Below are 24,954 nucleotides of genomic sequence, written 5' to 3'. Positions count from 1 at the left end.
GATTAGCACTCTCTTGTCGCTATCTATTAGAGCATATCATCGCTAAAGTTTCTCGCATGGCCCCCAGGACCCGCTCGCTCGACTCCTACCCCCGCCCCGGCATCACCGTCGATCTCGCGATCCTCACGGTCACCGACGCCGACACCGACCCCGTGCTGCGGCTGCTCGTGCAGGACCGCGACTCCCCCGCCGGGCGCGCCCTGCCCGGCGGGTTCGTCCGGGAGCGCGCGACGATCGCCGAGACGACGCTGGATGTCTTGTCCCGCAAGGTCGGGATCACGCTCGACGTGTCGGTCACGCCGCGGCTGCTGCGGCTCTTCGACGACCCCGATCGTGACGACAGGAGCTGGGTGATGTCGGCGGCGCACGCTGTCTCGCTGCCGGAGGCCGCGCTGGCCGGGGCGAAGGGGGACCTCGTCCCGGTGCTCCCGGACGGCTCGCTCGAGGGTGAGAGCGGGCTGCTCTTCGACCACGACGAGATCGTGTCGGCAGCCGTGGCCGACGTGCGGGAGCGGTACGAGTTCCGGGGCCGGAGCGAAGGGGTGGCGCCGGACCCTGACGGGTTCTTGGGAGCGCCCTTCACGTTGCACCAGCTGCGGAAGGTGCACGAGGCCGTCGTCGGCGACGAGATGCACAAGGACAACTTCAACCGGCGGATGAAGGACGGGCTGCGACCGGTGATGCGCGGTGGGACGCCCGTGGCATCGAGCGGCCTGCGGGGGCGTCCGGCGACGTTGTACCGGCGGCGGCAGGCCGGACGTCGCAGTGCAACCGACGAGTAATGTCGGAACTCCCACTCCAGCACCAGGAGCACCCATGACCGACGACCCTCTCGCACCCGACGTCCCCACGGCCGCAGAGCTCGACGAGGTGTCAGACGTCGAGGTCCTCGATGCCGCCGAGGCAGCTGGCGAGGTCGAGCGCGCCGTCGCTGGTCGGCGGGGCATCGCCCGCCGCTACCTCCTGCGGATCCGGCGCCGCAACCCCGATGCAACGCCGGCCCAGGTGATCGCTGTCCTCGAGCGTCACTACCTCGCGGCGATCAGCGCTGCCGGCGCTGTGGTGACCGTCGGAAGCCTGGCTGCTGAGATCGGGATCAGCCTCATCCCCGGTGGTGGCGTCGCCGCGAAGGGAGGCAAGGTCGCCGCACGGACGGCCTTGAAGTCCGCCGGCAAGGGGCTCCTGAAGAACGCAGCGAAGACGGGCGGTGAGCAGGCCCTCACGAAGCTTGTGCCTGCGGGCGACAAGCAGCTCCAGTTCGAGGTGACGGGGCTCTTCGCCCTCGCACTGGCCGAGCTCTACAGTTTCGATCTGGACGAGCAAGAGTCCGCGGAGCTGGTCCAGCGGTTGACTGACGAGGACCCTGAGACCGGCCGATCGGCGACCGACATGATCGGGTCACTCGTCAGCGCCGACGACGAGAAGAACTTCCGCTCTCATCTCAACCAACGGCAGGGCAAGGTGCTCGATGTCGGCTCTGAGGCATTCACCAGCGGGGCCCGCCGGTTCGTCTTCGGCCGAGCCGTCGTCCAGTCCGCACGCGAAGCCTTCGGCGACGCCCCCGACGACTTCCCCGCCTACCTGGCTGTCCCAGAGCACGTCGCTGAGGAGGAGCCCAGCCGCGGTCTGGCCGCGCTCGAGCGAGCTGCACGATCGGTGGGCGACACCGCAGGGACGCGCGCTCAGGCCTTCGGCGCCGGCATCAGCAGCGCAGCGGACTCGGCAACACGACCCCTTCGCCGGGTGGACCTCGACGGAGATGGGATCCCGGACGAGGCCGCCGCACTCACGGCGGCGAAGAACGCCGGCAGCGCCATCGCGGCACGCACGGGCGCCGTCGGCAAGAAACTGAGCGCGCCTCTGGCAGCTCGACGACGCCGTGGTCGGGAGGACGCACCGCGGATCGACTCCGACCCAACCGACCAGGGAGGCGTCCCGGATCAACTCCCGCCTGACACCCCTTCGCCCTGACCGTCCAGCCTGACAGCTTCGACGTGTGAGCCTTGGGTCAGGAGAGGGGTGCCTCCTCGGCACCCGGCCGGCCCGGGTCGATCGGCTCGCTGCCCGCCCTTCGCAGCTCGTGGAAGCCACCGAAGACCATCCCCCAGCTCGACGCGTCCGGCTCACGCTCGACGAGTCGGATGATCGCGCAGTGCCGATGCTGCACCCTGAACCCGATCGCCGCCGACATGCCGTACCCCGCCCGCATGTGCAGCACGTGCCGCCCGGCCGGGATCTCCCAGCGCACCGTGTCGCGCCCGTCGAGCCGGCCCAGTTCCTCGTCCCCGAGGAAGAACGTCGCCTCCGTCAGGGTCGCCGGGTCCACCTCACCGATCGAGATCTCTACCGCTGCCGTCATCCCCATCACCCCAATGTTGTCCGTCGGTCCTTCGATCATCCTCCCGAGCCCGGCGCGGGGGAAGGAGGTGCGTCACACTCCCCGGACGGAAGTCGCGCAGTCCCGCTCGTCTCGGACCGGACACATCGCCCGCGGCACCGAGTGACCCCTTCGCCGCCGTTAGGCTGGACCCATGGCCGAGGTCCTCTTCGACGAACGACCCCGCTACCCGCGCTGGGCACGCTGGGTGCCGGCCGTCCTGATCCTCGTCGCGATCGGCGGCCTGGTCGCCAGCGCGATCCTCGGCAGCGACAACTGGCTGCCCGACTCCCCCAGCGGCTGGCTCCTCGTCGGGGTGGCCGTGCTCGGCCTGGTCGGGTGGTTCACGATCGAGGCCGTCGACCTCAGCTGGCTCCCCGGCGGGCGCGACGCCGTGCGGGTCACCGACGAGTCGCTGCACCTCGGCGACACGACCTTCCGCCTCGACGAGCTCAACGGCGAGGCCACGTGGGAGCCGGGCGCGCCGGAGCGGCTCGAGCTCGGTCTGACCCGCGGGGGCACCCTCCCCGTCGAGACCGAGCGTCCCGACGAGCTGCGGGCCGCGCTGCGCCGGGCCGTCGGGCCTGCCTGACCCGTGGGCGCCCGCGTCGCGAGGGTCGTCTCCGGCGGCCAGAGCGGCGTCGACCGGGCAGCCCTCGACTGGGCGATCGCGCACGACCTCCCGTACGGCGGGTGGTGCCCCGCGGGCGGGTGGGCCGAGGACCTCACCGAGCCACCCGGCCTACTCACCCGGTACGAGGGACTGCGGGCCACCCCTTCGCCCGAACCCTCCGAGCGCACCCGGCGCAACGTCCGCGACAGCGACCTCACCCTGATCGTCTCCGGGGCGCCCTCGCCCGGGACGGAGCGGACCGTCGCCGCAGCCCGGGAGCTCGGGCGCCCGGTCGTCGTCACCGACGGGGGCGAAGGGGTGGTGCCGGCCGTCGCGGCCGCCCTTGCTGAGATCGGTGGTCGCGTCGTCGTCAACGTCGCCGGGCCGCGGGCGAGCGAGTGGGCGAAGGGGTACGAGGTGACCTGGTGGGTGCTCGACGCCTTGCGGGCGGGCGGGCTCGTCGCCGACCAGGGTCGGGGCGCGCCGACGAGGGGGACGCGATGAGCGGCAGGCGATGGAGAAGGCCATCGTCGCGACGGACCATGGCGACCAGTGCGCGGTGATCCTCGTCCAGGGCGCCGAGGGTGACGCGCAGCAGCTGGCGCGCGAGGTCGTGGGGTCGCTCGACTGGCAGTGATCACGCGACGTTCCGCTCTCGGCGGAATCTCTGGTGATCGAACATATGTTCGAATCGCGTTGGCGCATGGAGACGTTGGCACGACGACCAGCACCCGGGTCACCGGGCGTCTTCGACGTGCCGGTCGCGATCGTCGGGTGGGACCGGCTGCCGCTGATCCACAACACGTTTGCCGGCGCGCTCGAGACGATCGACCGGGCGCTCGACCACCTCATCGCGTCCCTCGACGAGGGCGGAGCTGCGGGCGCCGCTGACCTCGTCGCGGTGGAGCGGCTGGGCCGGCGGCTCGACTCGGCCCGCCTGCGGCTGGTCGCCAAGGCCGAGCGCGAAAGGGTGGCGGAGCGGGCCGGGCACACCGACACCGGGTCGTGGGTGGCCCAGACGACGAAGAGGGACCGCCGGGCCGCAGCCCGCGACGTGCACCTCGCCAAGGCGCTCGGGGCTCCCGGGCTCGATGACTCTGCGCTGGCCGGCGCCCTGGGCTCCGACGAGGCCGCGCCCACCCTGGACCTCACGCGCGGGACCCTGGACCAGGGCGAGCTGTCCGCGGCGCACGCGCGGGTCATCGCCCAGGCGATGGCTGAGCTGCCCGACGGGCTGAGCATCGAGGAGCGGCAGCGGTGCGAGGCCGAGCTCGTGCGCCTGGCCGCCGGCCGCTCCCCCGCCCAGCTGCGGATCATGGCGCGGCGGGTCCTCGAGCAGGTCGAGCCCGACGTCGATGTCGTCGACGCGCACGAGGACGCCGTCGTTCAGAGCCAGGAGGAGCGGGCCTACGAGGCCAGCGCCTTCTGGATCAAGGACAACCAGGACGGGACGATGATCGGGCAGTTCACCGTGCCGTGGGCCTCCGGGATGGTGCTCAAGAAGGTCATCGACGCGATGACCGCCCCGCGCCGGCACACTCCTGATGGCGTCGAGCGTGAGTGGCCCACGGACGGCCCTGCGGGCGAGTTCAAGGTCGCGGAGATCGACTGGCAGCACCGCCGCGGTACCGCCCTCGCCGACCTGCTGCTGCACCTCCCCACCGACCACCTCTCCGGCAAGATCGCCGCCACGCTGCTCGTCAGCACCCGGCTCGAGGACCTCCGCGGCGAGCTCGCCCGGTGCGGGAGCACCGACGCGGCCGACCTCGTGAGCGCCGGGACGGCGCGGCGGCTCGCGTGCGGCGCCGGCATCATCCCCGCAGTCCTCGACGGCGACTCCCTCCCCCTCGACCTCGGCCGGCAGAAGCGCGCCTTCACCGAGGCGCAGCGGGCCGCGCTCGCGACGAGGTACGACGAGTGCGCGGCCGAGGGGTGCGACCGACCCTTCGCCTGGTGCGAGGTCCACCACGAGCACGCGTGGGAGGCCGGCGGGCGGACCGACCTCGCCAACGCCGTACCCCTCTGCGGCCGGCATCACCGGATGATCGACGAGCATGGCTGGTCGCACATGGTGCGCCGTCTCGACGGCGGGCGCACCTCTGTACGTTTCCACCGGCGGACGTAGGAGACTCGTGCCGTCATCGGGGTCCACCACCCTGGTGGGGGTACCGCTGCTCCGCTCGAGACGAAAGGATCGACTCATGCCGACACTGCCGAACCTGCACCTGCCCGGACTCTCCCGCTCCGACGCGGACCCCAGCCCTGACGAGCTGATGCGGATCTACCTGCGTCGGCACCTCGCCGCAGCTGGAGCAGGCGTCGCGCTCTTCCGCCGGGTCGCCTCGAGCGTCGCCTCTGACATGCGCACCCAGGTCGGGGAGCTGGCGCGCGACGTCGAGGAGGACCAGCAGTCGCTCCTGGCGATCGCGGAGCGCTTCGGCGCTCAGCGCCCGGTGCTCCAGGAGAAGATCGGGGGCCTGGCGCAAGAGCTCGGTCGGCTCAACCCCACCGGTACGGCCATCCGTCGCTCCCCGCTCGCTGACGTCATCGAGCTCGAGGCGCTCGGCACCGCCGTCCAGGGCAAGCTGCTCGGCTTCCACACCCTGCGCGAGCTCGCCGACGACGACACTCGTCTCGATCCCGCCGAGGCCGACGTCCTCATCGAGCGGGCCGAGGACCAGAAGGAGCGCATCGAGGCCCTGCGCCTCGAGGCCGTGCGACGCGCGATGGACTGACCCTGGGGACGGCCGCGCCCGCGGACGGCCGCCGTCACGATCGGTCAGGCTCACGTCAGCCTAGGGTTGGCTCCGCCGCCACCGACGAAGGAGCCCCATGGCCGACAACACCCGCGACCTCGAGGCCGGCATCCACGAGGACTTCCGCGAGGAGATGAGCTACGGCAGCTATCTCGCGCTCGACACCCTGCTCGACGCGCAGCGTCCCGTGAGCCTGCCCGAGCACCACGACGAGATGCTCTTCATCATCCAGCACCAGACCTCGGAGCTCTGGCTCAAGCTCGTCCTGCACGAGACCCGCTCCGCGATGGAGCTCCTCGCCGCCGACGAGATGCGCGTGGCCCTCAAGCGCATCGCCCGCGTCAAGCACATCCAGCGCACCCTCACCGATCAGTGGTCGGTCCTCGCGACCCTCACGCCGACCGAGTACCAGGAGTTCCGGCCCTACCTCGGGCACGCGAGCGGATTCCAGTCCTGGCAGTACCGGGCGGTGGAGTTCGCGCTCGGCAACAAGCACCCGGGGATGCTCAAGGTCCACGAGTCCGACCCCGCCGCGCACGCTGTGCTCTCCGAGCTGCTCGCGGCGCCGAGCCTGTACGACGAGTTCTTGCGCTACCTCGCCCGGCGCGGCCACGCGATCCCGCAGCGGGTCCTGGAGCGCGACGTCACCCGCGCGCACACGATGGACGACGAGCTGACCGAGGTCTTCACCAGGATCTACGAGGACGCCGAGCGCCACTGGGACATCTACGAGGCGTGCGAGGAGCTTGTCGACCTCGAGGACAACTTCCAACTGTGGCGCTTCCGGCACCTCAAGACGGTGCAGCGCACCATCGGGATGAAGACCGGGACGGGCGGCAGCTCCGGCGTCGGGTTCCTCCAGCGGGCACTCGAGCTGACCTTCTTCCCCGAGCTCTTCGCGGTGCGGACCCAGATCGGGCGCTAGTGCTTCGCGTGCCCAGCGCCCTGCATCGACAGCGTCCGCGGCGCGGAGGCTTCCTGGCCCGGCTCGACCACCGTGAACTGCATCATCATCCCCATGTCCTCGTGCTGGAGGACGTGGCAGTGAGCCATGTACGGGACAGTCTCGCTCGCGTGCTCGGGCATCGTCACGAGCAGCCGCACCACCGAGCCGTCCTTCGGGACCTTGACGGTGTCCTTCGGCCCGCGGTCGACCGCGTCAGGATCCCCATCACCGACGGACAGCACACGGAAGCTGACGCCGTGGATGTGGAAGTTGTGCGCCGTCGTACCGAGGCTGCTCACCTCCCACACCTCGACGCCGCCCGCGGCGTGCACCGAGTCGATGCGGGACATGTCCATCTCCTCGCCGTTGATGGCGCTGTGCCCGTCGAGCCGGATCCTGCGCACCGGCACACCCGGAGTCTCCGGCGGCGACGACGCAGGGGGGAACGCGGGGGGGGCGGGGAGGCGGACAGCGACCCCTTCGCCTCGAGACGGAGGACGTCGAAGTCCTTGCCGGTCCCGTACTCCTTCCCGCCCGGGTAGTCGGAGGTCACGCTGCGCAGCGTGAGGTCCTCGCCGGCGCGCATCGTCACGACGACCTCGTAGCGCTCCCCCGGGCTGACGAGCAGCGTGCGGACCGTCGCAGGGCCGCCGTAGAGCCGGCCGCCGTCCGTCGCGACGACCTGCATGGCTCGGCCGCCGGACAGGGCGAGGTGGTACCACCGGGTGTTGGAGCCGTTGACGATGCGCAGGCGGGTGCGCTCGCGGGTGACGTCGAAGCGTGCCCCGGGGGTGCCGTTGACGAGGATCGTGTCGCCGAACATGCCGAGCGCCCCAGCACCGCTGGTGGCGAGCTCTCCATCGTCGTCGAATCCGCGGTCCTGGATGACCACGGGGATGTCGTCGATCCCGTACTCGCTGGGCAGCCGGTGGTCGAGGTCCTCCGGGTCGTCGACGATGATCATCCCGGCGATGCCCTCCCACACCTGCTGCGCGGTCCTGCCGTGCGGGTGAGGGTGGTACCAGAGGGTTCCTGACTCGTTGGTGCAGCGCCAGCGCGCGTGCCAGGTCGCACCCGGGGCGATCGACTGGTGCGGCGTCCCGTCCATCTCCGGCGGCACGTGCATGCCGTGCCAGTGCATCGTTGTCGGCTCGTCGAGATCGTTGCGGACGTCGATCATCACCTCCTCACCCCGACGGACCCGCAAGGTCGGTCCGAGGTAGGAGCCGTTCACCCCCTTCGTCGCAGCCTCCCGTCCGCCGACGAAGGCCGTCCGGCCGGCCCGCACGGTCAGCTCGACCACGCCGCCCCCGGCCGTCACGACCTCTGGGATGCGCAGCGGGGAGTCCATCGGCTGCGGCGTGACCGACGTGTCGGTGACGAAGCCGTCGATCCGAGGACCGATGACGGCCATGGCCCCGGCCCCTCCGACGCCGCACAGCGCGAGCGCACCGGCGCCCAGGAGGAGGTTGCGGCGGCTGACCCGGGTCGCGCGGGGCTCTGGCTGAGTGTGCTGCGGCATGCCTCAACGCTCCCCCGGACGTGAGGTCCCCAGAAATGGGGCCAGCCTCCGGGCTCACGGGGGTCAGGCCGACGCGACGTAGGCGCTGCCCTCACCGGTGAGATGCAGCTCGCCGGCCTCCGGGACGAAGACCGACTCCCCCTGCCCCACCGTCCGCGCCTCGTCGCCGACACCGACCTCGAAGGACCCCGCCATCACGAGGACGATCGCCGGCGAACCCGTCTCCACCGACGCGTCGCCGGTGACCACCCGCAGCTCGAAGGGGACGTCCGCACCCGACTCGGCCGAGGCCGGGCGATAGCGCGCGACGGTCCCCCCTTCGTCCTCCGGCGCGAGCCGCGACGGCTCGCCGTCGGAGGTGTCGAGGCTGGCAAGCAGACCCGCGACGTCGACGTGCTTGGGCGTCATCCCGCCCCGCAGGACGTTGTCGCTCGGACCCATGAGCTCGACGCCGACGCCCTCGAGGTAGGCGTGGATGTTGCCGGCGGGCAGCCACAGGCACTCCCCGGCGGCGAGGGTCACGTGGTTGAGCATGAGTGCGACCGCGACCCCCGCGTCGTCTGCGTAGTCCTCACCCAGACGCAGCACGGTCGCGAAACGTTCGGGTTCCCGTCCCGCCGTCGCAGCGAGTGTCGTCGCGACCTCGTGGGCATCCTCCTCGTCGGAGAGCAACCACGCCACCGCCTGGCGAAGGGGGTCCTCCCCCTGGAGCAGCTCGGCCCACCGTTCGTAAGGGGCCGGGTCGTCGGCGAGCTCACGCAACGCCGCGACCTCAGCGCGCGACTCCTCGAGCGGGCGGAAGCCGCACAGCGCCTCGAAGCCGTCCTCGACGGCGACGAGCAGCTCGGGCTTGGCGTGCGGGTCCTTGTAGCTGCGGTGCGGCGCGTCGAGCGGGACGCCGTGCCCCTCCTCGAAGGCGTACCCCCGCTCCGCCCGCTCCGCGCTCGGGTGCGTCTGGAGCGAGAGCGGCTTGGCCGCTGCGAGGACCTTGAGGAGGTAGGGCAGGCGCTCGCCGGTCTGCTCCTCCCAGTCCTGCAACGTGGACCAGCGCTCGTCCTCGCAGCGACTCGGGGAGCCGGCGTGCGCACCGAGCCAGAGCTCGGCCTCGAGTGCGTCGGTCGCAGGCCGACCCAGGAGTCGCGAGAGACCCCCCGGCTGACCCCACGCGTAGTCGCGGAAGTCGTTGGAGATCGGGACGATGCGGGACATGGGGTGCATTGTCTCCGACGTTGCCCCATATCTTGGGGCAACGACCGAGGCGGGCGAGCCACCCCTTCGCCCCGCCGTCTCGAGGAGGAGACCCATGGACCTGCGCGCCCGCGCCGCCGAGCTCGACGCCACCGACCCGCTGGGCGAGTGCCGTGACCTCTTCGTCCCCGCCGGAGCGGGGCACGACGCCGTCGTCGCCTACCTCGACGGGAACTCGCTGGGCCGACCCCTTCGTGCCTCCGCGGAGCGGATCAACCGACTCGTCACGCACGACTGGGGCACCCGGCTCATCCGGTCCTGGGACGAGCAGTGGATGGACCTGCCGATGCGGCTCGGCGACCGGATCGGGTCCGTGTGCCTGGGCGCCGTGGCCGGGCAGACGGTCGTGGCCGACTCGACGACGGTGCTGCTCTACAAGCTGTTGCGCGCCGCGGTGGCGGCGGCGAGCCCCGAGCGACCCGAGATCGTGCTCGACTCGGAGAACTTCCCGACCGACCGCTACGTCGCCGAGGGCGTCGCCGCCGAGACCGGCGCCGAGCTCGTGTGGCTGCACCCCGACCCGGCGACCGGCGTGACGGTCGAGGACGTCGCTGGTGCCGTCGGGCCGAGGACCGGGGTGGTGCTGCTCTCGCACGTCGCGTACAAGTCCGCGTGGATCGCCGACCTGCCCGAGATCACCCGGGTCGTCCACGAGGTCGGCGGGCTCGTGCTGTGGGACCTCTGCCACTCGGCCGGGGTGCTGCCTGTCGGGCTCGACGCGGCCGGGGTGGACCTGGCGGTGGGGTGCACGTACAAGTTCCTCGGGGGTGGGCCGGGTGCGCCGGCGTTCGCGTACGTCGCGGCGCAGCACCAGGGGTCGATTCGGCAGCCGATCCAGGGCTGGATGGGGCACGCGCGGGTCTTCGAGATGGGGGCGTCCTACGAGGCGGGCGAGGGGATGCGGGCCTGGATCTCGGGGACGCCGCCCGTGCTCGGGATGGTCGCGATGGAGGACACCGTCGACCTCATCGAGTCGGTCGGGCTCGAGGCGGTGACGGCGAAGGCGGTTGCGCTGGGGGACTTCGTCGTCGCGGCGGTCGATGCCCGGTTGGCTGCCTCGGGGGTCCGGGTTGCTTCTCCCCGTGACCCCGGGCGAAGAGGTGGCCACGTCACCCTGGCCCACCCGCGGTCGCGGGAGGTCTGCGCCCAGCTCTGGGGCGAAGGGGTGATCCCCGACTTCCGCGAGCCGGACGGGATCCGGCTCGGACTCTCCCCGCTGTCGACGTCGTTCGCCGAGGTGGCCGAGGCGCTGCTGCGGATCGAGGAGCTGCTCGGGTAGGCGCGCTCCCGCTGGATCTCCGGGTCGACGCTGCTCAGGCCTGTGGATACTCGAGATGCGAGCGCGGCAGATTTCTCTAGGGTGGTGAGGCAGGAGAGAGCCCGGCCGGCAGGTGGCCGCGGCACGGAACGCCAAGGGGATCCGCTCGATGCGCCTACGACGCCTGACCGCCGCCCTCGCGCTGAGTGCGCTCGCGCTCAGCGGGTGCAGCGGCGACACCAACGGGGACGGCACGTCCACGACGAGCTCGGTCAAGCCCACGGTCATCGACCCGACGGGATCAAGCAGCCCGACGAGCGAGAGCCCTACGTCGAGCAGCGCGTCGAGCACGACGGAGGCCGCACCCGATGGGCCGCCCGAGGAGGCGAGGGCGAACACCAAGGAGGGCGCTGAGGCGTTCGCGAAGTGGTACGCCGTCGAGATGGGTGATGCGACGACTGACGGCGACACATCCACGCTTCGATCCCACACCAGCATTGACTGCAAGGTCTGCCTCAGGTACTTGGAGCTCACGGAGGAGACTGCTGCGCGGTACGGCCACGTGAGGAGCAACCCTCATCAAGTCGGCGTCGAGCGGTCCTCGCAGGATGAGGAGGGGGTGTGGCGAGTCAAGACGCGCATCGACCACGACAAGATCGAGTACCGAAAGGGTGGGAAGGTTCGGTCGTTCGTGGACCCGGGAGGCTTTGATCTCAACCTTGAGTTGAACCGTCTGAACGGTGGTTGGGAGACTCAGGATTGGCTCCTCGTCCAATGACACGGTGCCCACTTACCGTCCTACTCGCAGGCGTTGTAGCCATCTTTGGCACCCCCACTGCGTCCGCCGACGACGAGCCAGTTCGCATGAATCACAATGCGATCCAAGCCTCCGCAGAGAGCCAGCGGCAGGTTACCGATGTCTCCGCCCAAGACCAGAGCAGCTCCGCCAACGCGAAGTACGAGAAGGCCACTGGCAAGAAGGTCGAGTGGGACGTCCGAGAGGTCACCTGCAGCGCCTCATGGAGCCACGAGTCGTGCGGCTCGGTCCGCTTCGAGTGCACCAACCAGGCCGCCGGCGAAGCACCTCGCGTGTGGGTCTACACCCTCCGCGGCGGGGGCGGCTCCTGGTCCATCCCTAGCTGCTCCACCTCACCACCCGCGCCCCCGGCGCTCGACTCCCCGCAGGGCGTGCAGGCCCCACCTGTCCCGACCGTGGGCCAGATCCAGCAGGCGTTCCGCGAGCTGCCGTTCTGCAAGCCGAGTCCCGCGATGCAGCCCGTTGGGGGCAAGACCCTCATCAACCTGCCGACGTACTTCCGCGCGACGTGGCCCGAGGGCGGGTCCTGCCTCAAGCCGGGCCAGGTCAGCGACCCGGTGCAGCTCCTGTCCTGGAGCATCGAGTTCCGGGTCGAGGCGCAGGACTACCGCTACAGCTACGGCGACGGCCAGACGTCCGGCTGGACCACGAGCACCGGCGGCAGCTACCCCGACGGCGACATCACCCACACCTACGCCGAGACCGGGAGCCGCGACGTCACGGTCGATGCCCGCCTCACCGGCTCCTACCGCGTCAACGGCGGCGAGTGGCAGGACATCGACACCGTCGCTGACCTCCAGGACGAGCCGGCCATCACCTACGAGGTCGTCGGCACCCGCACGCGCCTCCACGCGAGGACCGACGCCGGCTGAGCCCCTCGTCCACCCGAACCGCCCCGCCCGCACCCGTGCTTCCCCAGGGCGAGCGCCTCAGCCCAGAGCCTCGACGACCCGCGGCCAGTACGGCGACGCGGGGTCGACGAGATCGAAGTGATGCGCATCCGCCAGCACCTCCGCGTCGCGCGCCCACGCGAGCGACTGCGCCGCCGGTACCGTGACATCCGCCTCGCCGTGCAGCACCCGGACCCGAGCGCGGACGTCCGCCCCGGCACCGGCCACCGCGAGCAGTGCCACCGGGTCGACCGCTGACAGCTCGGACTCGCCGACCCACTCCTCGACCGCGCCCTGCCCCAGCCGATCCCGCACGGCCCCGGCCAGGTCCGCGAGTGGCGCCAGCACGACGACCCGCACCGCGGGCAGATGGTCCGCGAGCGCCCGGAGGAGCACCAACGTCCCGCCCGCCGAGTGCCCGACCCACACCGCGGGGTCCAGCGCCTGTGCCCGCAGCAGACCGTCGGCCGCCCAAAGGTCCGACATCGTCGCGGCCGGGTCCCCCGGGACCCGTCGGTACTCGACGAGGGCGACGGTCCACCCCGCATCCGCGAGCGCCACGGCCATCGGCCGGGCGTGGGTCCGGTGGATGCTCGGGCGGAAGTACCCGCCGTGGACGACGACGACGCACCGGCCGCCCCCTTCGCCGTAGAGCTCGACGACCTGGTCCGGGTGCCCGCCGTACGCGACCACCCGACCCGCGATCGACTCCCCCTCGCCCAGGAGCCGCTCCAGCACCGCGTCCTCTGCCGTCTGGCCCAACGCCCGCTCCCTTCGCCGGTCGTCTGACCCTACGCCGACGTCATGACCCAACCGCACTGTCGTAGGGTCAGCCGGTGCCGTCCGTCTACCGGTCGCCGGGGATGCCGGCGCTCATGCTTGTCACGCTCGTCGGGTTCACCGGCTACGCGGTGCTCCTGCCGACGGCGCCGCTGTGGGCGATCCGCGGCGGCGCCGACCTCGCGGGTGCCGGCCTCGTCAACGGCGTCGTCCTCCTCTTCACCGTGCTCACCCAGCCGGTCGTCCCCGGCCTGCTGCGCCGCGTCGGGTGGGGCCCGGTGCTCGCCGTCGGGGTCGCGCTCATGGGCCTGCCCTCCCTGGCCCACCTCGCGACCGACGCGCTCACCCCGACCCTGGTTCTCTCGGCGGTGCGCGGCCTGGGATTCGGCGTCCTCACGGTCACCGGCAGCGCGGCCGTCGCCGAACTCGTCGACCCCCGACGAAGGGGTGCCGCCGTGGGCGCCTACGGCCTCGCCATCGCCATCCCGCAGGTCGCCCTGCTGCCGGTCGCTCCGTGGCTGGCGGAGAAGGTCTCCTTCGCGGTCGTCTTCGGGCTCGGGGCGCTGCCGCTGCTCGGGATCCCGGGCGCGCTGGCCCTGGGACGGCACTTCCACCAGCGGGCGGCCTCAGAGCCGGCGGCCACCCCGTCGAGCACCTCGGCAGTCGTCCCCGCTGGACGGCTGAGCGGCATCGCGCCCCTCATCCCGCCGATGCTGCTGCTCCTCGGCATCACCCTGCCCGGTGGTGCTGTGCTGACCTTCGCGCCCCAGCTCGTCGACGACCCGGGGCTCGTCGTCCTGCTGCTCGTCGCCCTCAACGCGACCGCCGCGCTGGCCCGGTGGCGGATCGGGTCCTTCGCCGACATCAAGGGGCCTGGCGCGTTCGTCCCGCCGCTCGTCGTCCTCGGCACGCTCGGCATGGCTGGTGTCGCACTCGCCGTGCACTGGACCGCGCCCGTGCTGCTCGTCGTCTCCGGCGCTGTGCTCGGCATCGCCTACGGCGGGCTGCAGAACCTCACGCTGCTGCTGTCCTTCGCCGCCGTCGAGCGGGGCCGCTACGGCACGGCGAGCGCCGTGTGGAACATCGGTTTCGACCTCGGCACGGCACTCGGCTCGGTGCTCATCGGCGCCATCGCCGCCGGGGCCGACTTCACGGTCGCCCTGCTCGTCGCGGCGGGAATCACCCTCGCGACCCTGCCGCTCACCCTCGTGGGTCGCCGGATCGCTCGCTGACGGAATCCCCGACGAGAGGTTCGGTCGCGCCGATCTGGTCGAGGACCCACGCCCACTCCCACGCGGTCTGCTCCCACGCGCCGTAGCGCCCCGACCGGCCACCGTGCCCGGCGACCATCTCGGTGCGCAGCAGGATCGGCCGCGCAGCGAGGTCGTTCGTGACGGTCTCGCGCAGGCGCGCGACCCACTTGGCCGGCTCGGTGTAGCTGACGCGGGTGTCGTTGAGCGAGGTCGTCGCGAGGATCGCCGGGTACTCGACGGGCTGGATGCCCTCGTACGGCGAGTACGCCCGCATGTACGCGTACACGGCGGGGTCCTCGAGCGGGTTGCCCCACTCGTCCCACTCCCCGACCGTCAGCGGCAGGTCGGGCCGCAGGATCGTCGTCAGCGCGTCGACGAAGGGGACCTCGGCCAGCACCGCGCGGAACCGCCCGGGCGCGAGGTTCGTCGCCGCACCGACGAGGAGACCACCGGCGGACCCCCCTTCGATCGCCAGGCGGTCACGGGCCACCCACCCGGAGTCGTGGAGGTGCTCGGCGCACGCGACGAGGTCGGTGAAGGTCGTCTGCTTCACCGCGAGCCGCCCCGCCTCGTACCAGGCGCGTCCCATCTCGCCACCGCCGCGCACGTGCGCGACGGCGTAGACGACGCCCCGGTCGAGCAGCGAGAGCCGCGCGGTCGAGAAGTACGGGTCGAGCGAGATCTCGTAGCTGCCGTAGCCGTAGAGCAGCCCGGGGTTCGTCCCGTCCGGCGTGGTGCCGCGGCGCATGACGATCGAGAGCGGCACGAGCGTGCCGTCGGGCGCGGCGACCCACTCGCGGCGCTGCTCGTAGTCGGAGAGGTCGACCCCGAGCACCGGGGTCTGCTTGTGGACGATCTGCTCGCCGGTCGCGACGACGACGTCGAGGATCGTGCGCGGGCTGACCCATGACTCGTGGCTGACCCGGATGCGGTCGGCATCGGGGTCGGCGGCGCCGAGCGCGCCGAGGGTGGCCATCGGGTCGTTGCCGACGACGACGTCCTCGCCGGGCCCGTAGTCGTCCGGGGCGAAGGGGGTGGACCGTCGGGTCCTCGGGAGGACCCGGATCGAGGGGACCCCGTCGCGGCGCAGCGCGAGGACGGCGAAGTCGTCGTACGCGTCGACGCCGAGGAAGCGCTCCCCCTCGGCCCGGTCGAGCAGCGGCTGCCACTGCTCGTGGCTCGTCGCGGTGAGCGGTGCCCAGGCCAGGTCCCACTCGCGCTGCCGCTCGTTGTGCACGACGAGGAGGTGGTCGGCGGCCGGCTCGACGTCGTACTCGACGCCCTCGCGGCGCGGTGAGACGCACCGGGCGGGGGCCTCGACGTCGGTGGCGTCGATGAGCCACACCTCGCTCGTCGTCCGGCTGGCGAGCCCGAGGACGATCCACCGGTCGTCGCGGCTGCGGTCGACCCCCATCCAGAAGCGCTCGTCGCTCTCCCGGTGCACGAGGACGTCGCCATCAGGGTCGCTGCCGACCTCGTGACGCCACAGCTCGAAGGGTCGCCACGCGTCGTCGACCCGGACGTAGAAGACGTGCCGGCCGTCGCCGGAGAAGACCGCGCCGTAGCCGATCCCGCGGATCGCGTTGTCGAGGACGGCGCCGCTGTTGAGGTCGAGCACCGTGAGGTCGAAGCGCTCGTCGCCGCTCACGTCGACCGAGTAGGCCAGCCTCGTGTGGTCAGGGCTGATCTCGTAGGCACCGACCGAGAGGTACGCGTGCCCCTCGGCGAGGGCGTTGTCGTCGAGGAGCACCTGCTCCCCCGGCAGCGGGCGCTCCGGGTCGAGCTCGGGCACGACGGTCCGGTCGGTCAGCGGCGCCCGGCAGTGGATGCCGTACTGCCGCCCCTCCTGGGTGCGCGTGTAGTACCACCACGGCCCCGCGGCGACGGGGACGGACAGGTCGGTCTCCCGGGTACGCCCCTTGATCTCGTCGTAGATGGCCTGGCGAAGGGGTGCGAGGTGGGCGGTCCGGGCGTCGGCGTAGGCGTTCTCCGCCTCGAGGTGAGCGATGACGGCCGGGTCGTCGACGTCCCGGAGCCACTCGTACGGGTCCTCGACGGAGTCGCCGTGGTGCTCGCGGCGCCACGGGCGTCGTTCGGCGACGGGCACGCTCGGTCCGACGGCTCCCCCTTCGTCCGCCGCCCCCTCGTCTGCCGGAGGCTCCACCCCTTCGCCCCGGTCCGCGGCGCCCGTCATGCGGACACGGCCCGGGGGCCGAGGAGGACCTTGAGGTCCGCGACGAGGGCCTCCGAGACGTCGACCCGCCACGCGGCGTCGACGGCCATGGTCACCGAGCGGCCCGGCTGGACGAGCTTCAGGTGGACCTCGGTCGAGCCGGGGTGCTGGCCGAGGACCTCCTTGATCTGCTCGATCCGCGCGCTCGTGGCGCGCCGCAGGTCCATCGTCAGCGTCACCGGGCCACGGGGGCCGTCGGTGACCTCGGGCAGGGTGAGGTCCTCGGCGAAGATCGAGACCGAGTCGTCGCGGGTGCTGACCCGGCCGCGGACGACGGCGACGACGTCCTGGGTGAGCATCGTCTGCACCGTCATGTACGTGCGGGGGAAGAACAGGCACTCGATCGCGCCGCCGAGGTCCTCGACCATGGCGACGGCCCAGAGCTCGCCCTTCTTGTTGCGCTTGACCGACAGGCTCGTGACGAGCCCGGCGATCGTCACCATGCCCTTCTTGTCCTCGAGCGACTCGGCCTGGGTGAGCGCCGAGATCGAGGTGTCGGCAGCGCGCTGGAGCACGTGCTCGATGCCGAAGAGCGGGTGGTCGCTGACGTAGAGACCGAGCATCTCGCGCTCGTTGCTCAGCTTGGCCTGCTTGTCCCACTCGACCTCTGGGACGGGCCGCAGCCCCATCCCCTCGATCCCGCCGGCGCCCTCGTCGTCGTCCCCGCCGCCGAGGATGTCCCACAGGCTGTCCTGGCCGACGGCCTCCTGGCGCTTGACCGAGACGAAGGCGTCGACGTACTCCTCGTGGACCATGACGAGGCCCTGGCGCGGGTGGCCGAGGTCGTCGAAGGCGCCCGCCTTGATGAGCGACTCGATGGTGCGCTTGTTGCACACGACGGCCGGGCACTTCGAGAGGAAGTCGTCGAAGGAGGTGAAGCGCCCCTTCTCCTCGCGGGCGGTGACGATCGCCTCGACGACGTTGCGCCCGACGTTGCGGATTGCCTCGAGGCCGAAGCGCACGTCCTCGCCGACGGCGGCGAAGCGACCGACCGACTCGTTGACCGACGGCGGGAGCACGCGCACGCCCATGCGGCGGCACTCGCCCAGGTACAGCGCCGACTTGTCCTTGTCGTCACCGACGGAGGTGAGCAGCGCCGCCATGTACTCGGCCGGGTAGTTGGCCTTGAGGTAGGCGGTCCAGTACGAGACGAGGCCGTACGCGGCGGTGTGCGCCTTGTTGAACGCGTAGTCGGAGAAGGGCACGAGCACGCCCCACAGGGCCGCGATCGAGGCCTCGTTGAAGCCGTTGGCCTTCATCCCCTCGGAGAAGGGGAGGTACTCGGCGTCGAGGACCTCCTTCTTCTTCTTGCCCATGGCGCGGCGGAGCAGGTCGGCGTTGCCGAGGGTGTACCCGGCGAGCTTCTGCGCGATCTCCATGACCTGCTCCTGGTAGATCACCAGGCCGTGGGTCACGCCGAGGATCGGCTCGAGCGCCGTCTCCATCTCGGGCTGCAGCTTGCCCTTGAGCTGGGGGTCGAGAGGGGTGACCTCCTGCTTGCCGTTCTTGCGCAGCGCGAAGTTCGTGTGCGCGTTGACGCCCATCGGGCCCGGGCGGTAGAGCGCGAGCGCCGCAGAGATGTCCTCGAAGTTGTCCGGCTGCATGAGCCGCAGCAGGGTGCGCATGCCGCCGCCGTCGAGCTGGAAGACGCCGAGGGTGTCGCCGCGCGAGAGCAGCTGGTACGTGGCCTTGTCGGTCATGTCCTTGGACAGCGCGTCGAGGTCGAGGTCCTCGCCGCGGTTGGCCTTCACGTTCTCCAGCGCGTCGTCGAGGATCGTGAGGTTGCGCAGGCCGAGGAAGTCCATCTTGACCAGGCCGAGGCTCTCGCAGCTCGGGTAGTCGAACTGCGTGATGACCTGCCCGTCGGCGAGACGCCGCATGATCGGGATGACGTCGATGAGCGGCTCGCTCGACATGATGACGCCGGCCGCGTGGACCCCCCACTGCCGCTTCAGGCCCTCGAGGCCCTTCGCCGTCTCGACGACCTCCTGGAGGTGCTTCTCGCCCGCGACGAGATCGCGGAACTCCTGCCCCTCGGCGTAGCGCTCGTGGGTCTCGTCGTACATCTTCGACAGCGGCACGCCCTTGCCCATGACGTCCGCGGGCATCGCCTTGGTGAGCTGCTCACCGACGGAGAAGGGGTGGCCCATCACCCGGGCGGCGTCCTTGACAGCCTGCTTGGCCTTGATGGTGCCGTAGGTGACGATCTGGGCGACCCGCTCGTCGCCGTACTTCTCGGTGACGTAGCGGATGACCTCGCCGCGCCGGCGCTCGTCGAAGTCGACGTCGAAGTCGGGCATCGAGGCACGCTCGGGGTTGAGGAAGCGCTCGAAGATCAGGCCGTGCGGGATCGGGTCGAGGTCGGTGATCCCCATGGCGTACGCGCACATGGAGCCGGCACCGGAGCCACGGCCAGGACCGACGCGGATGCCGTTGCGCTTGGCCCAGTTGATGAAGTCGGCAACGACGAGGAAGTAGCCGGGGTAGCCCTTGCCGACGATGACGTCGATCTCGAACTTCGCCTGGTCGATGGCGTACTGCGGCACGCCCTCGGGGAAGCGCCGCTCGAGGCCGGTCATGACCTCCTTGACGAACCACGACTGCTCGGTCTCCCCCGGCGGGCACTCGAAGCGCGGCATGTAGCGCCCCTCGCCCTCGGTGAAGGAGACGTCACACATGTCGGCGACGAGCAGCGTGTTGTCGCACGCCTGCGGCAGCTCGCGCCAGAGCCGGCGCATCTCCTCGGGCGACTTGATGTAGTAGCCGTCGCCCTCGAAGGCGAAGCGGCTGCCGCCCTGGGCGTAGGTCGCCTCGAGCATCGTCGAGCCCGAGTTGACGCACAGGAGCGCCTCGTGGGCGACCGAGTCCTCCTTGCGGACGTAGTGGAGGTCGTTGGTCGCGAGGAGCGGGAGGTCGAGCTGCCTGGCGAGGCGCAGCAGGTCGTCGCGGACCCGCCGCTCGATCTCGACGCCGTGATCCATGAGCTCGAGGAAGTAGTGCTCGCGCCCGAAGATGTCGCGGAACTCCGAGGCCGCCTCGACCGCCTTGTCGTACTGCCCGAGCCGGATGCGCGTCTGGATCTCGCCGGAGGGGCATCCGGTCGTCGCGATGAGCCCCTCGCCGTAGCGCCCGAGGAGCTCTCGGTCGAGCCGCGGCCACTTCGCGTAGACCTGGTCGAGGCTGGCCTGCGAGTTCATCCGGAAGAGGTTGGCCAGCCCGACGTTGTTGCGGGCCAGGATCGTCATGTGGGTGTACGCGCCGCCACCGGAGACATCGTCGTTCTTCGGCGTCCGCTCGTCACCCCAACGGACGCGGTTCTTGTCGCTGCGGTGCGTGCCCGGCGCGACGTAGGCCTCGAGCCCGATGATCGGCTTGACCCCGGTCCCCTGCGCCTTCTTCCAGAACTCGTAGGCCCCGAAGAGGTAGCCGTGGTCGGTCGTCGCGATCGCCGGCATGCCCATCTCCTGGGCGACCTCGAACATCTCGCCGATCCTCGCGGCACCGTCGAGCATCGAGTACTCGGTGTGGTTGTGGAGGTGGACGAAGTTCTTCTCGCGGGGCAGCAGCTCGGACATCGGAGTCAGTCTAGGTGCGGTCGCAGACAGCCCTCGGCGTGTCGCGAGCGTGTCCGCCGAGAGCGGACGGAGACCCAGGGCGAAGGGAGGTCAGCGCATCCCGTCGAGCCGGTCCAGGGCCTGCTGCAGGTCCTGCGGGTAGGTGCTCTCGAAGTGCACGTACTCCCCCGACCCGGGGTGGACGAAGCCCAGCCCCATGGCGTGCAGCCACTGCCGCTCGAGCCCGAGCCTGGCCCCGAGGGTCGGGTCGGCGCCGTAGAGCGGGTCGCCGACGCACGGGTGCTTGAGCGCGGCCATGTGGACGCGGATCTGGTGCGTGCGCCCGGTCTCGAGGTGGACCTCGAGCAGCGACGCGTGCCGGTAGGCCTCGATGAGCTCGTAGTGCGTGATCGCCGGCTTGCCGGAGTCCATGACGGCGAACTTGTAGTCGTGCCCGGGGTGGCGCCCGATCGGCGCGTCGATGGTGCCCTGGAGCGGGTCGGGCAGCCCCTGGACGAGCGCGTGGTAGGTCTTGTCGACCGTGCGCTCCTTGAAGGCCCGCTTGAGCACGGAGTACGCGTACTCGCTCTTGCACACGACCATGAGGCCCGAGGTGCCGACGTCGAGGCGGCTGACGATGCCCTGCCGCTCGCTCGCGCCGCTCGTGCTGATCCGGTAGCCCGCCGCCGCGAGCCCGCCGAGGACGGTCGGCCCGCTCCACCCGACGCTCGGGTGGGCGGCGACGCCGACCGGCTTGTCGACGACGACGATGTCGTCGTCGTCGTGGATGACCCGCATGCCGGGCACCGGCTCGGCGATGACCTCGACCGTGGGGATCTCGTCGGGGGTCGGCAGGCTCACCTCGACCTGGCTGCCGGCGTGGACCCGCTCGGACTTCCCGACGGGCCGGCCGTCGACGAGGATCTGACCGCTGGCGGCGAGCTCGGCGGCCTTGGTCCGGGAGACCCCGAACAGCCGGGCCACCGCGGCGTCGATCCGCTCGCCGGCCAGTCCCTCCGGGACGAGGACGTTGCGCACGTCAGGCATCGGCGCTCTCCCCCTTCTTCGCGTGCCGGCCGGCCTTGAGGCCGTCGAGGCCGACGTCGGTGAAGGTGAGCCAGATGAGCCCGATCGCGCCGAGGACGATCGCGATGTCCGCGATGTTGCCGACGAAGAAGCCCGCGTAGTCGATGAAGTCCACGACGTGCCCCCGGCCCGGGCTGGGCTCGCGGAAGAAGCGGTCGTAGAGGTTGCCGAGCGAGCCACCGAAGAGCAGCCCGAGCGAGACCGCCCAGCGCCGGCTCGCCGTGCGCCACGCGGCGACCGCGACGGCCACCGTGATGCCGACCGCGAGGATCGTCATGACGAGCGTGAAGGAGTCACCGATCGAGAAGGCGGCGCCCGGGTTGCGCAGCAGCCGCAGCGAGAGCAGGTCGCCGAGCACCGGGACGACGTGACCGTCGTCGAGGGAGCCGAGCGCCCAGATCTTGCTGCCCTGGTCTGCGACGAGGCTCACCAGGGCGACGAGGGCGAAGGGGATGAGCGTCGCGGGGGTGCGTGGGGCCCGTCGCGCGCCGGCGGGGGCGCCGTCGTCGGCGCCCCCGCCGGGGCTGTCGTGGTCGGAGTGGGTCAGCGTCGTTCCTGTTTTGTCTTGCATGCCACGCACAGGGTCGCACGCGGGTAGGCCTGGAGTCGAAGCTTGCCGATCGGGTTGCCGCACGACTCGCACTGGCCGTAGCTGCCGTCCTCGAGCCGCTCGAGGGCGTGGAGGTTCTGGATGAGCATCGCCCGGGCGTTGTTGGCCAGCGAGATCTCCTGCTCGCGCTCGAAGGTCTTCGCGCCCTGGTCGGCCTGGTCGTCGCCCGCGCCGTCGGCGTGGTCGCGCATGAGGTCCACGAGCTCCTGCTCGGCCTCCTCGATCTCGGTCCGGAGGCGGGTCACCTCCCCCTCGAGCTCCTTGCGGACCCCCTTGAGCTCGGACTTGGTCCACGGCGACTCGTCCTCGCGGACGACGAGCTTGGGCGCGAGAGTCTTCGCCTTCGTCCGGCTGCGGGGCGCGGCGGGGGTCGAGGTCGTGGTCGTGGTCGTGGTCGTGGTCGTGGTCGTGGAAGGCTTCTTCGCGGGGGCCTTCGTCGCAGTCTTCTTCGACGTGCTCTTCTGCGACGTCGTCTGCTTGGCAGTCATCTTCTGGGCAGTCGTCTTCTGGGCGGAGGTCGTCGTGGCGGGTGCCTTCTTGGCAGAGGGCTTCTTCGCCGGGGCTGACTTCTTGGCCGCGGCCTGCTTCGCGGGCGCCTTCTTCGCGGTGCTCTTCGTCGTCGCCTTCTTGGCGGGCGCCTTCTTCGCAGCCGTCTTCTTCGTCCCGCTGCCGCTGGTCGACCTCGCCATGTCCGTCCTCACCTGGGACGACCCGCCGTTCGCGGGCCGAATTGGGCCCGACAATAGACGCTCCCGGCCCCGGGGAGCCACCGAAGCGCCCACTAATGACGGACTTTCGTCCGCACCCGACCCCTCGGCACCCCTGCCGGGCACGACGAAGGGGTGGTGCCACCGTGCGGTGACGCCACCCCTTCGTGCTGCCCGTGGGCCGAGGTCAGCCCTGCTGCTGCGGCTGACGCTCGGTGACGCCGACGGAGTCGAGGTCGGCGAGCTGGCTGGAGATGTACTCCTTGAGCCGGCCGCGGTAGTCCTTCTCGAAGGCCTTGAGGTCGGCGATCTGCTTCTCGACCTTGGTCTTCTCCTGCTCGAGCTCACCGAGGATCTTCTTCTTCTTCTCCTCGGCCTCGGAGACCATGCCCTGCGAGCGCGAGGTCGCGTCGGAGATGAGCTTGTCGCGCTGCGAGGTGCCCTCGCCGACGAGCTTCTCGTTCTCGGCCTTGCCGCGGCTCAGCAGGTCGTCGTGCTGCGACTGACCCTTGGAGACGAGCTCGTCGTGCTTCGACTGGCCCTGGCCGACGAGCTCCTCGAACTTCGCCTTGCCCTGCGCGACGAGCTTGTCGTGCTGGGACTGGCCCTCGGCGACGTGCTCGTCGTGCAGGCGCTGGGCGAGTGCGATGAGGCCGCTCGCGCCGCCGCCGGCCGCGGCGCCACCGGCGAGGGCAGCGGCCGTCGAGGCGCCGTCCTTCTCGTCCTGCTGCGGCGCCTGGGCGGCGCGGGCCTGAGCCTCGGCGGCTGCCTTCTCGGCCTCGTCACGGCGACGCTTGGCCTCCTGGACGGCCTTCTCGGCGTCGGCGTTGGCCTTGGCGATCCGCTCCTGGGCGGCCTTCTCGGCCTCCTCGGCGCGGGCGTTCACGGTGGCGATGCGCTCGTCGGCGCTGCCCTGAGCCTTGGCGACGAGGTCGTCCTGGGACCTGGCGTCCTTGGCGCGGGCGTCCGCGGCCTTCGCGTCGGCGGCCTTGGCGTCGCTCTGCTCGGCGAGGCGCTTCTTGACGTCGGCGAGGGCGGCCTGCTCCTTCTCGAGCCGGGACCTGAGGTCCTCGTTCTGGCGCAGCAGCGCGTCGCGCTCCTTGGCCAGCTGGCCGTTGTCGCCGGAGGCCGCAGCGGCGGCGGGCGCGGCAGCCGCGGCGGGGCGGCCGGTGCCCCCGTCCTGGACGCGGGCACGGAGGTCCTCGTTCTCCTTGACCATGCGGCGCATCTCGGCGACGACCTCGTCGAGGAAGTCGTCGACCTCGCGCTCGTCGTAGCCCCGGCGGAACTGGGTCTGGGTGAACGTCTTGTTGAGGACGTCCTCGGCCGTCAGCGCCATGTCTTCTCCTCGTTGCACGGGCAGGTGGGCAGTCGATGCTCGTACGAGCAGACCGCGATCACACTAGATGATACGCAGCAGGATCGAGACACCGAGGATGAGGACCAGGAAGGCGAGGTCGAGAGCGACCCCACCGATCCGCAGCGGCGGCAGCACCTTGCGCAGCGCTCGCAGCGGTGGGTCGGTCACGGTGTAGATCGCCTCGGCCACGACGAGGACGATCCCGGTGGGTCGCCACTGCCGGGCGAAGACCTGGATCCAGTCGAAGATCAGCCGTCCGATGAGCAGCAGGAAGAACCCGTAGAGCAGCAGGTGGAGGACGGCCCGGATCAGATCCATGCCCTATTGATACCCGAGGACCTGGGTGTGCCCTGACACCGGACCGGCGACAGGCCGTCCTCGTCGGGCGGGCCGGGACGCAGACGGGCGCCCACCCCGTCGCGGCGATGGGGTGGGCGCCGGGCGCACGGTGACCGGCGGTGCGGCGTCAGCTCTGGTTGAAGAGGTGGCGGGCGGCGGGGGCGTCGGCGCCCTCGGCGGCGACCTCGATGTGCTCCGGCGAGAGGAGGAAGACCTTGTTCGTCACGCGCTCGATCGAGCCGTGGAGGCCGAAGACGAGGCCCGCGGCGAAGTCGACGAGGCGCTTGGCGTCCGAGTCGTCCATGTCGCTGAGGTTCATGATCACCGGGACGTCGTCGCGGAAGCTCTCGCCGATGGCGCGGGCGTCGTTGTAGGTGCGGGGGTGGATCGTCGTGATCCGGTTGAGCTGCCCGACCTGGACGTCGCGGACGGCGACGGAGTGGTCGCGGTCGACCGCGCGCAGGCGGGTCACCTCGGCGTGCGGCGCGTCGTCGACCTCGTCGTAGGACTCGTGCGCCTCGTCGGCGTAGTCCTCGTACTGGTCGTAGCGCTTCTGATCCTCGGCGAGCCCGAGGTAGACCATCGCGTCACGCAGTCCCATGTCA

Annotated in this window: 25 protein-coding genes; 12 read left to right on the top strand and 13 right to left on the bottom strand. The window is 71.1% G+C overall.

Features of this window, described 5'->3' with window-relative positions:
• Nucleotides 1–56 precede the first annotated feature (56 nt).
• Both JNO54_RS08125 and JNO54_RS08120 read left to right on the top strand, forming a co-directional pair.
• Nucleotides 57–782, top strand: coding sequence for an NrtR DNA-binding winged helix domain-containing protein (locus JNO54_RS08125; RefSeq protein WP_204143446.1), 726 nt, complete (start codon nucleotides 57–59; stop codon nucleotides 780–782).
• Nucleotides 783–816: 34 nt separating this feature from the next.
• Entirely contained in the window at nucleotides 817–1,971 is a 1,155-nt protein-coding gene (locus JNO54_RS08120) for a hypothetical protein (RefSeq protein ID WP_204143445.1), read from the top strand.
• A gap of 37 nt (nucleotides 1,972–2,008) precedes the next feature.
• On the opposite strand, the gene JNO54_RS08115 is transcribed toward JNO54_RS08120, so the two are convergent.
• Nucleotides 2,009–2,359, bottom strand: a complete 351-nt coding sequence (locus JNO54_RS08115; RefSeq protein WP_204143444.1) for a hypothetical protein — start codon at nucleotides 2,357–2,359, stop codon at nucleotides 2,009–2,011.
• 172 nt (nucleotides 2,360–2,531) lie between these two features.
• Here JNO54_RS08115 and JNO54_RS08110 point away from each other — a divergent pair, with 172 nt between their 5' ends.
• The 6 genes from JNO54_RS08110 (at nucleotide 2,532) to kynA (ending at nucleotide 6,671) form a co-directional block, all read left to right on the top strand.
• Entirely contained in the window at nucleotides 2,532–2,969 is a 438-nt protein-coding gene (locus JNO54_RS08110) for a hypothetical protein (RefSeq protein WP_204143443.1), read from the top strand.
• Between the two features lie 3 nt (nucleotides 2,970–2,972).
• Nucleotides 2,973–3,494, top strand: coding sequence for a YpsA SLOG family protein (locus tag JNO54_RS08105; protein WP_204143442.1), 522 nt, complete (start codon nucleotides 2,973–2,975; stop codon nucleotides 3,492–3,494).
• A 10-nt stretch (nucleotides 3,495–3,504) separates the two neighbouring features.
• Nucleotides 3,505–3,627, top strand: coding sequence for a hypothetical protein (locus tag JNO54_RS14780; protein WP_267911238.1), 123 nt, complete (start codon nucleotides 3,505–3,507; stop codon nucleotides 3,625–3,627).
• Between the two features lie 66 nt (nucleotides 3,628–3,693).
• A complete protein-coding gene (locus tag JNO54_RS08100; protein WP_204143441.1) occupies nucleotides 3,694–5,115 on the top strand; it encodes an HNH endonuclease signature motif containing protein in 1,422 nt (473 codons plus the stop codon).
• A gap of 76 nt (nucleotides 5,116–5,191) precedes the next feature.
• Entirely contained in the window at nucleotides 5,192–5,725 is a 534-nt protein-coding gene (locus tag JNO54_RS08095; RefSeq protein ID WP_204143440.1) for a hypothetical protein, read from the top strand.
• 97 nt (nucleotides 5,726–5,822) lie between these two features.
• The gene (gene kynA, locus JNO54_RS08090) at nucleotides 5,823–6,671 is read left to right on the top strand and encodes a tryptophan 2,3-dioxygenase (RefSeq protein WP_204143439.1); all 849 of its coding nucleotides are present in this window, start codon (nucleotides 5,823–5,825) and stop codon (nucleotides 6,669–6,671) included.
• Here kynA and JNO54_RS08085 read toward each other — a convergent pair.
• From JNO54_RS08085 to manA, 3 genes are all read right to left on the bottom strand, one after another.
• Entirely contained in the window at nucleotides 6,668–7,042 is a 375-nt protein-coding gene (locus JNO54_RS08085; RefSeq protein WP_204143438.1) for a multicopper oxidase domain-containing protein, read from the bottom strand. The genes kynA and JNO54_RS08085 overlap by 4 nt on opposite strands.
• Nucleotides 6,988–8,214 (bottom strand): multicopper oxidase family protein, encoded by a 1,227-nt coding sequence (locus tag JNO54_RS08080; protein WP_204143437.1) that lies wholly within the window; start codon nucleotides 8,212–8,214, stop codon nucleotides 6,988–6,990. Before JNO54_RS08080 ends, JNO54_RS08085 begins: the two co-directional genes overlap by 55 nt.
• A gap of 63 nt (nucleotides 8,215–8,277) precedes the next feature.
• Nucleotides 8,278–9,423: a mannose-6-phosphate isomerase, class I gene (gene manA / locus JNO54_RS08075; RefSeq protein WP_204143436.1), complete on the bottom strand. Its 1,146-nt coding sequence runs from the start codon at nucleotides 9,421–9,423 to the stop codon at nucleotides 8,278–8,280.
• Nucleotides 9,424–9,517: 94 nt separating this feature from the next.
• Here manA and JNO54_RS08070 point away from each other — a divergent pair, with 94 nt between their 5' ends.
• The 3 genes from JNO54_RS08070 to JNO54_RS08060 all read left to right on the top strand — a co-directional run bounded on the left by JNO54_RS08070 (nucleotide 9,518) and on the right by JNO54_RS08060 (nucleotide 12,409).
• Complete coding sequence (locus JNO54_RS08070) at nucleotides 9,518–10,741, top strand: kynureninase (protein ID WP_204143435.1); 1,224 nt, start codon at nucleotides 9,518–9,520, stop codon at nucleotides 10,739–10,741.
• 148 nt (nucleotides 10,742–10,889) lie between these two features.
• Nucleotides 10,890–11,498, top strand: coding sequence for a DUF6318 family protein (locus tag JNO54_RS08065; RefSeq protein WP_204143434.1), 609 nt, complete (start codon nucleotides 10,890–10,892; stop codon nucleotides 11,496–11,498).
• 86 nt (nucleotides 11,499–11,584) lie between these two features.
• Entirely contained in the window at nucleotides 11,585–12,409 is an 825-nt protein-coding gene (locus JNO54_RS08060; protein WP_204143433.1) for a hypothetical protein, read from the top strand.
• A gap of 57 nt (nucleotides 12,410–12,466) precedes the next feature.
• On the opposite strand, the gene JNO54_RS08055 is transcribed toward JNO54_RS08060, so the two are convergent.
• Nucleotides 12,467–13,189 (bottom strand): alpha/beta hydrolase, encoded by a 723-nt coding sequence (locus JNO54_RS08055; protein WP_204143432.1) that lies wholly within the window; start codon nucleotides 13,187–13,189, stop codon nucleotides 12,467–12,469.
• Between the two features lie 74 nt (nucleotides 13,190–13,263).
• Between JNO54_RS08055 and JNO54_RS08050 the strand changes: the two genes are divergently transcribed.
• Nucleotides 13,264–14,439 carry an MFS transporter gene (locus JNO54_RS08050; RefSeq protein WP_307818122.1) on the top strand — a complete coding sequence of 392 codons (1,176 nt, stop codon included), beginning with the start codon at nucleotides 13,264–13,266 and terminating at the stop codon, nucleotides 14,437–14,439.
• On the opposite strand, the gene JNO54_RS08045 is transcribed toward JNO54_RS08050, so the two are convergent.
• The 8 genes from JNO54_RS08045 to JNO54_RS08010 form a co-directional block, all read right to left on the bottom strand.
• Nucleotides 14,408–16,654 carry a S9 family peptidase gene (locus tag JNO54_RS08045; protein ID WP_204143431.1) on the bottom strand — a complete coding sequence of 749 codons (2,247 nt, stop codon included), beginning with the start codon at nucleotides 16,652–16,654 and terminating at the stop codon, nucleotides 14,408–14,410. The two genes, JNO54_RS08050 and JNO54_RS08045, sit on opposite strands and share 32 nt — an antisense overlap.
• The gene (dnaE, locus tag JNO54_RS08040) at nucleotides 16,651–20,268 is read right to left on the bottom strand and encodes a DNA polymerase III subunit alpha (RefSeq protein ID WP_204143430.1); all 3,618 of its coding nucleotides are present in this window, start codon (nucleotides 20,266–20,268) and stop codon (nucleotides 16,651–16,653) included. Before dnaE ends, JNO54_RS08045 begins: the two co-directional genes overlap by 4 nt.
• 90 nt (nucleotides 20,269–20,358) lie before the next feature.
• Nucleotides 20,359–21,294, bottom strand: coding sequence for an RluA family pseudouridine synthase (locus tag JNO54_RS08035; RefSeq protein ID WP_204143429.1), 936 nt, complete (start codon nucleotides 21,292–21,294; stop codon nucleotides 20,359–20,361).
• On the bottom strand, nucleotides 21,287–21,904 hold the full coding sequence (gene lspA / locus JNO54_RS08030) for a signal peptidase II (RefSeq protein ID WP_204143428.1): 618 nt from the start codon (nucleotides 21,902–21,904) through the stop codon (nucleotides 21,287–21,289). Before lspA ends, JNO54_RS08035 begins: the two co-directional genes overlap by 8 nt.
• Nucleotides 21,877–22,632 (bottom strand): TraR/DksA family transcriptional regulator, encoded by a 756-nt coding sequence (locus JNO54_RS08025; RefSeq protein ID WP_204143427.1) that lies wholly within the window; start codon nucleotides 22,630–22,632, stop codon nucleotides 21,877–21,879. The genes lspA and JNO54_RS08025 overlap by 28 nt, the downstream gene beginning before the upstream one ends.
• 205 nt (nucleotides 22,633–22,837) lie before the next feature.
• Complete coding sequence (locus JNO54_RS08020) at nucleotides 22,838–23,989, bottom strand: DivIVA domain-containing protein (protein WP_204143426.1); 1,152 nt, start codon at nucleotides 23,987–23,989, stop codon at nucleotides 22,838–22,840.
• Nucleotides 23,990–24,052: 63 nt separating this feature from the next.
• Nucleotides 24,053–24,328 (bottom strand): YggT family protein, encoded by a 276-nt coding sequence (locus JNO54_RS08015; RefSeq protein WP_204143425.1) that lies wholly within the window; start codon nucleotides 24,326–24,328, stop codon nucleotides 24,053–24,055.
• 148 nt (nucleotides 24,329–24,476) lie between these two features.
• Entirely contained in the window at nucleotides 24,477–24,950 is a 474-nt protein-coding gene (locus JNO54_RS08010; RefSeq protein ID WP_204143424.1) for a cell division protein SepF, read from the bottom strand.
• Between the last annotated feature and the right edge of the window lie 4 nt (nucleotides 24,951–24,954).

It is taken from the genome of Janibacter endophyticus, assembly GCF_016888335.1.
In the GTDB taxonomy this organism is placed as follows: domain Bacteria; phylum Actinomycetota; class Actinomycetes; order Actinomycetales; family Dermatophilaceae; genus Marihabitans; species Marihabitans endophyticum.
This window is presented reverse-complemented; position numbering and strand designations above follow the sequence as displayed.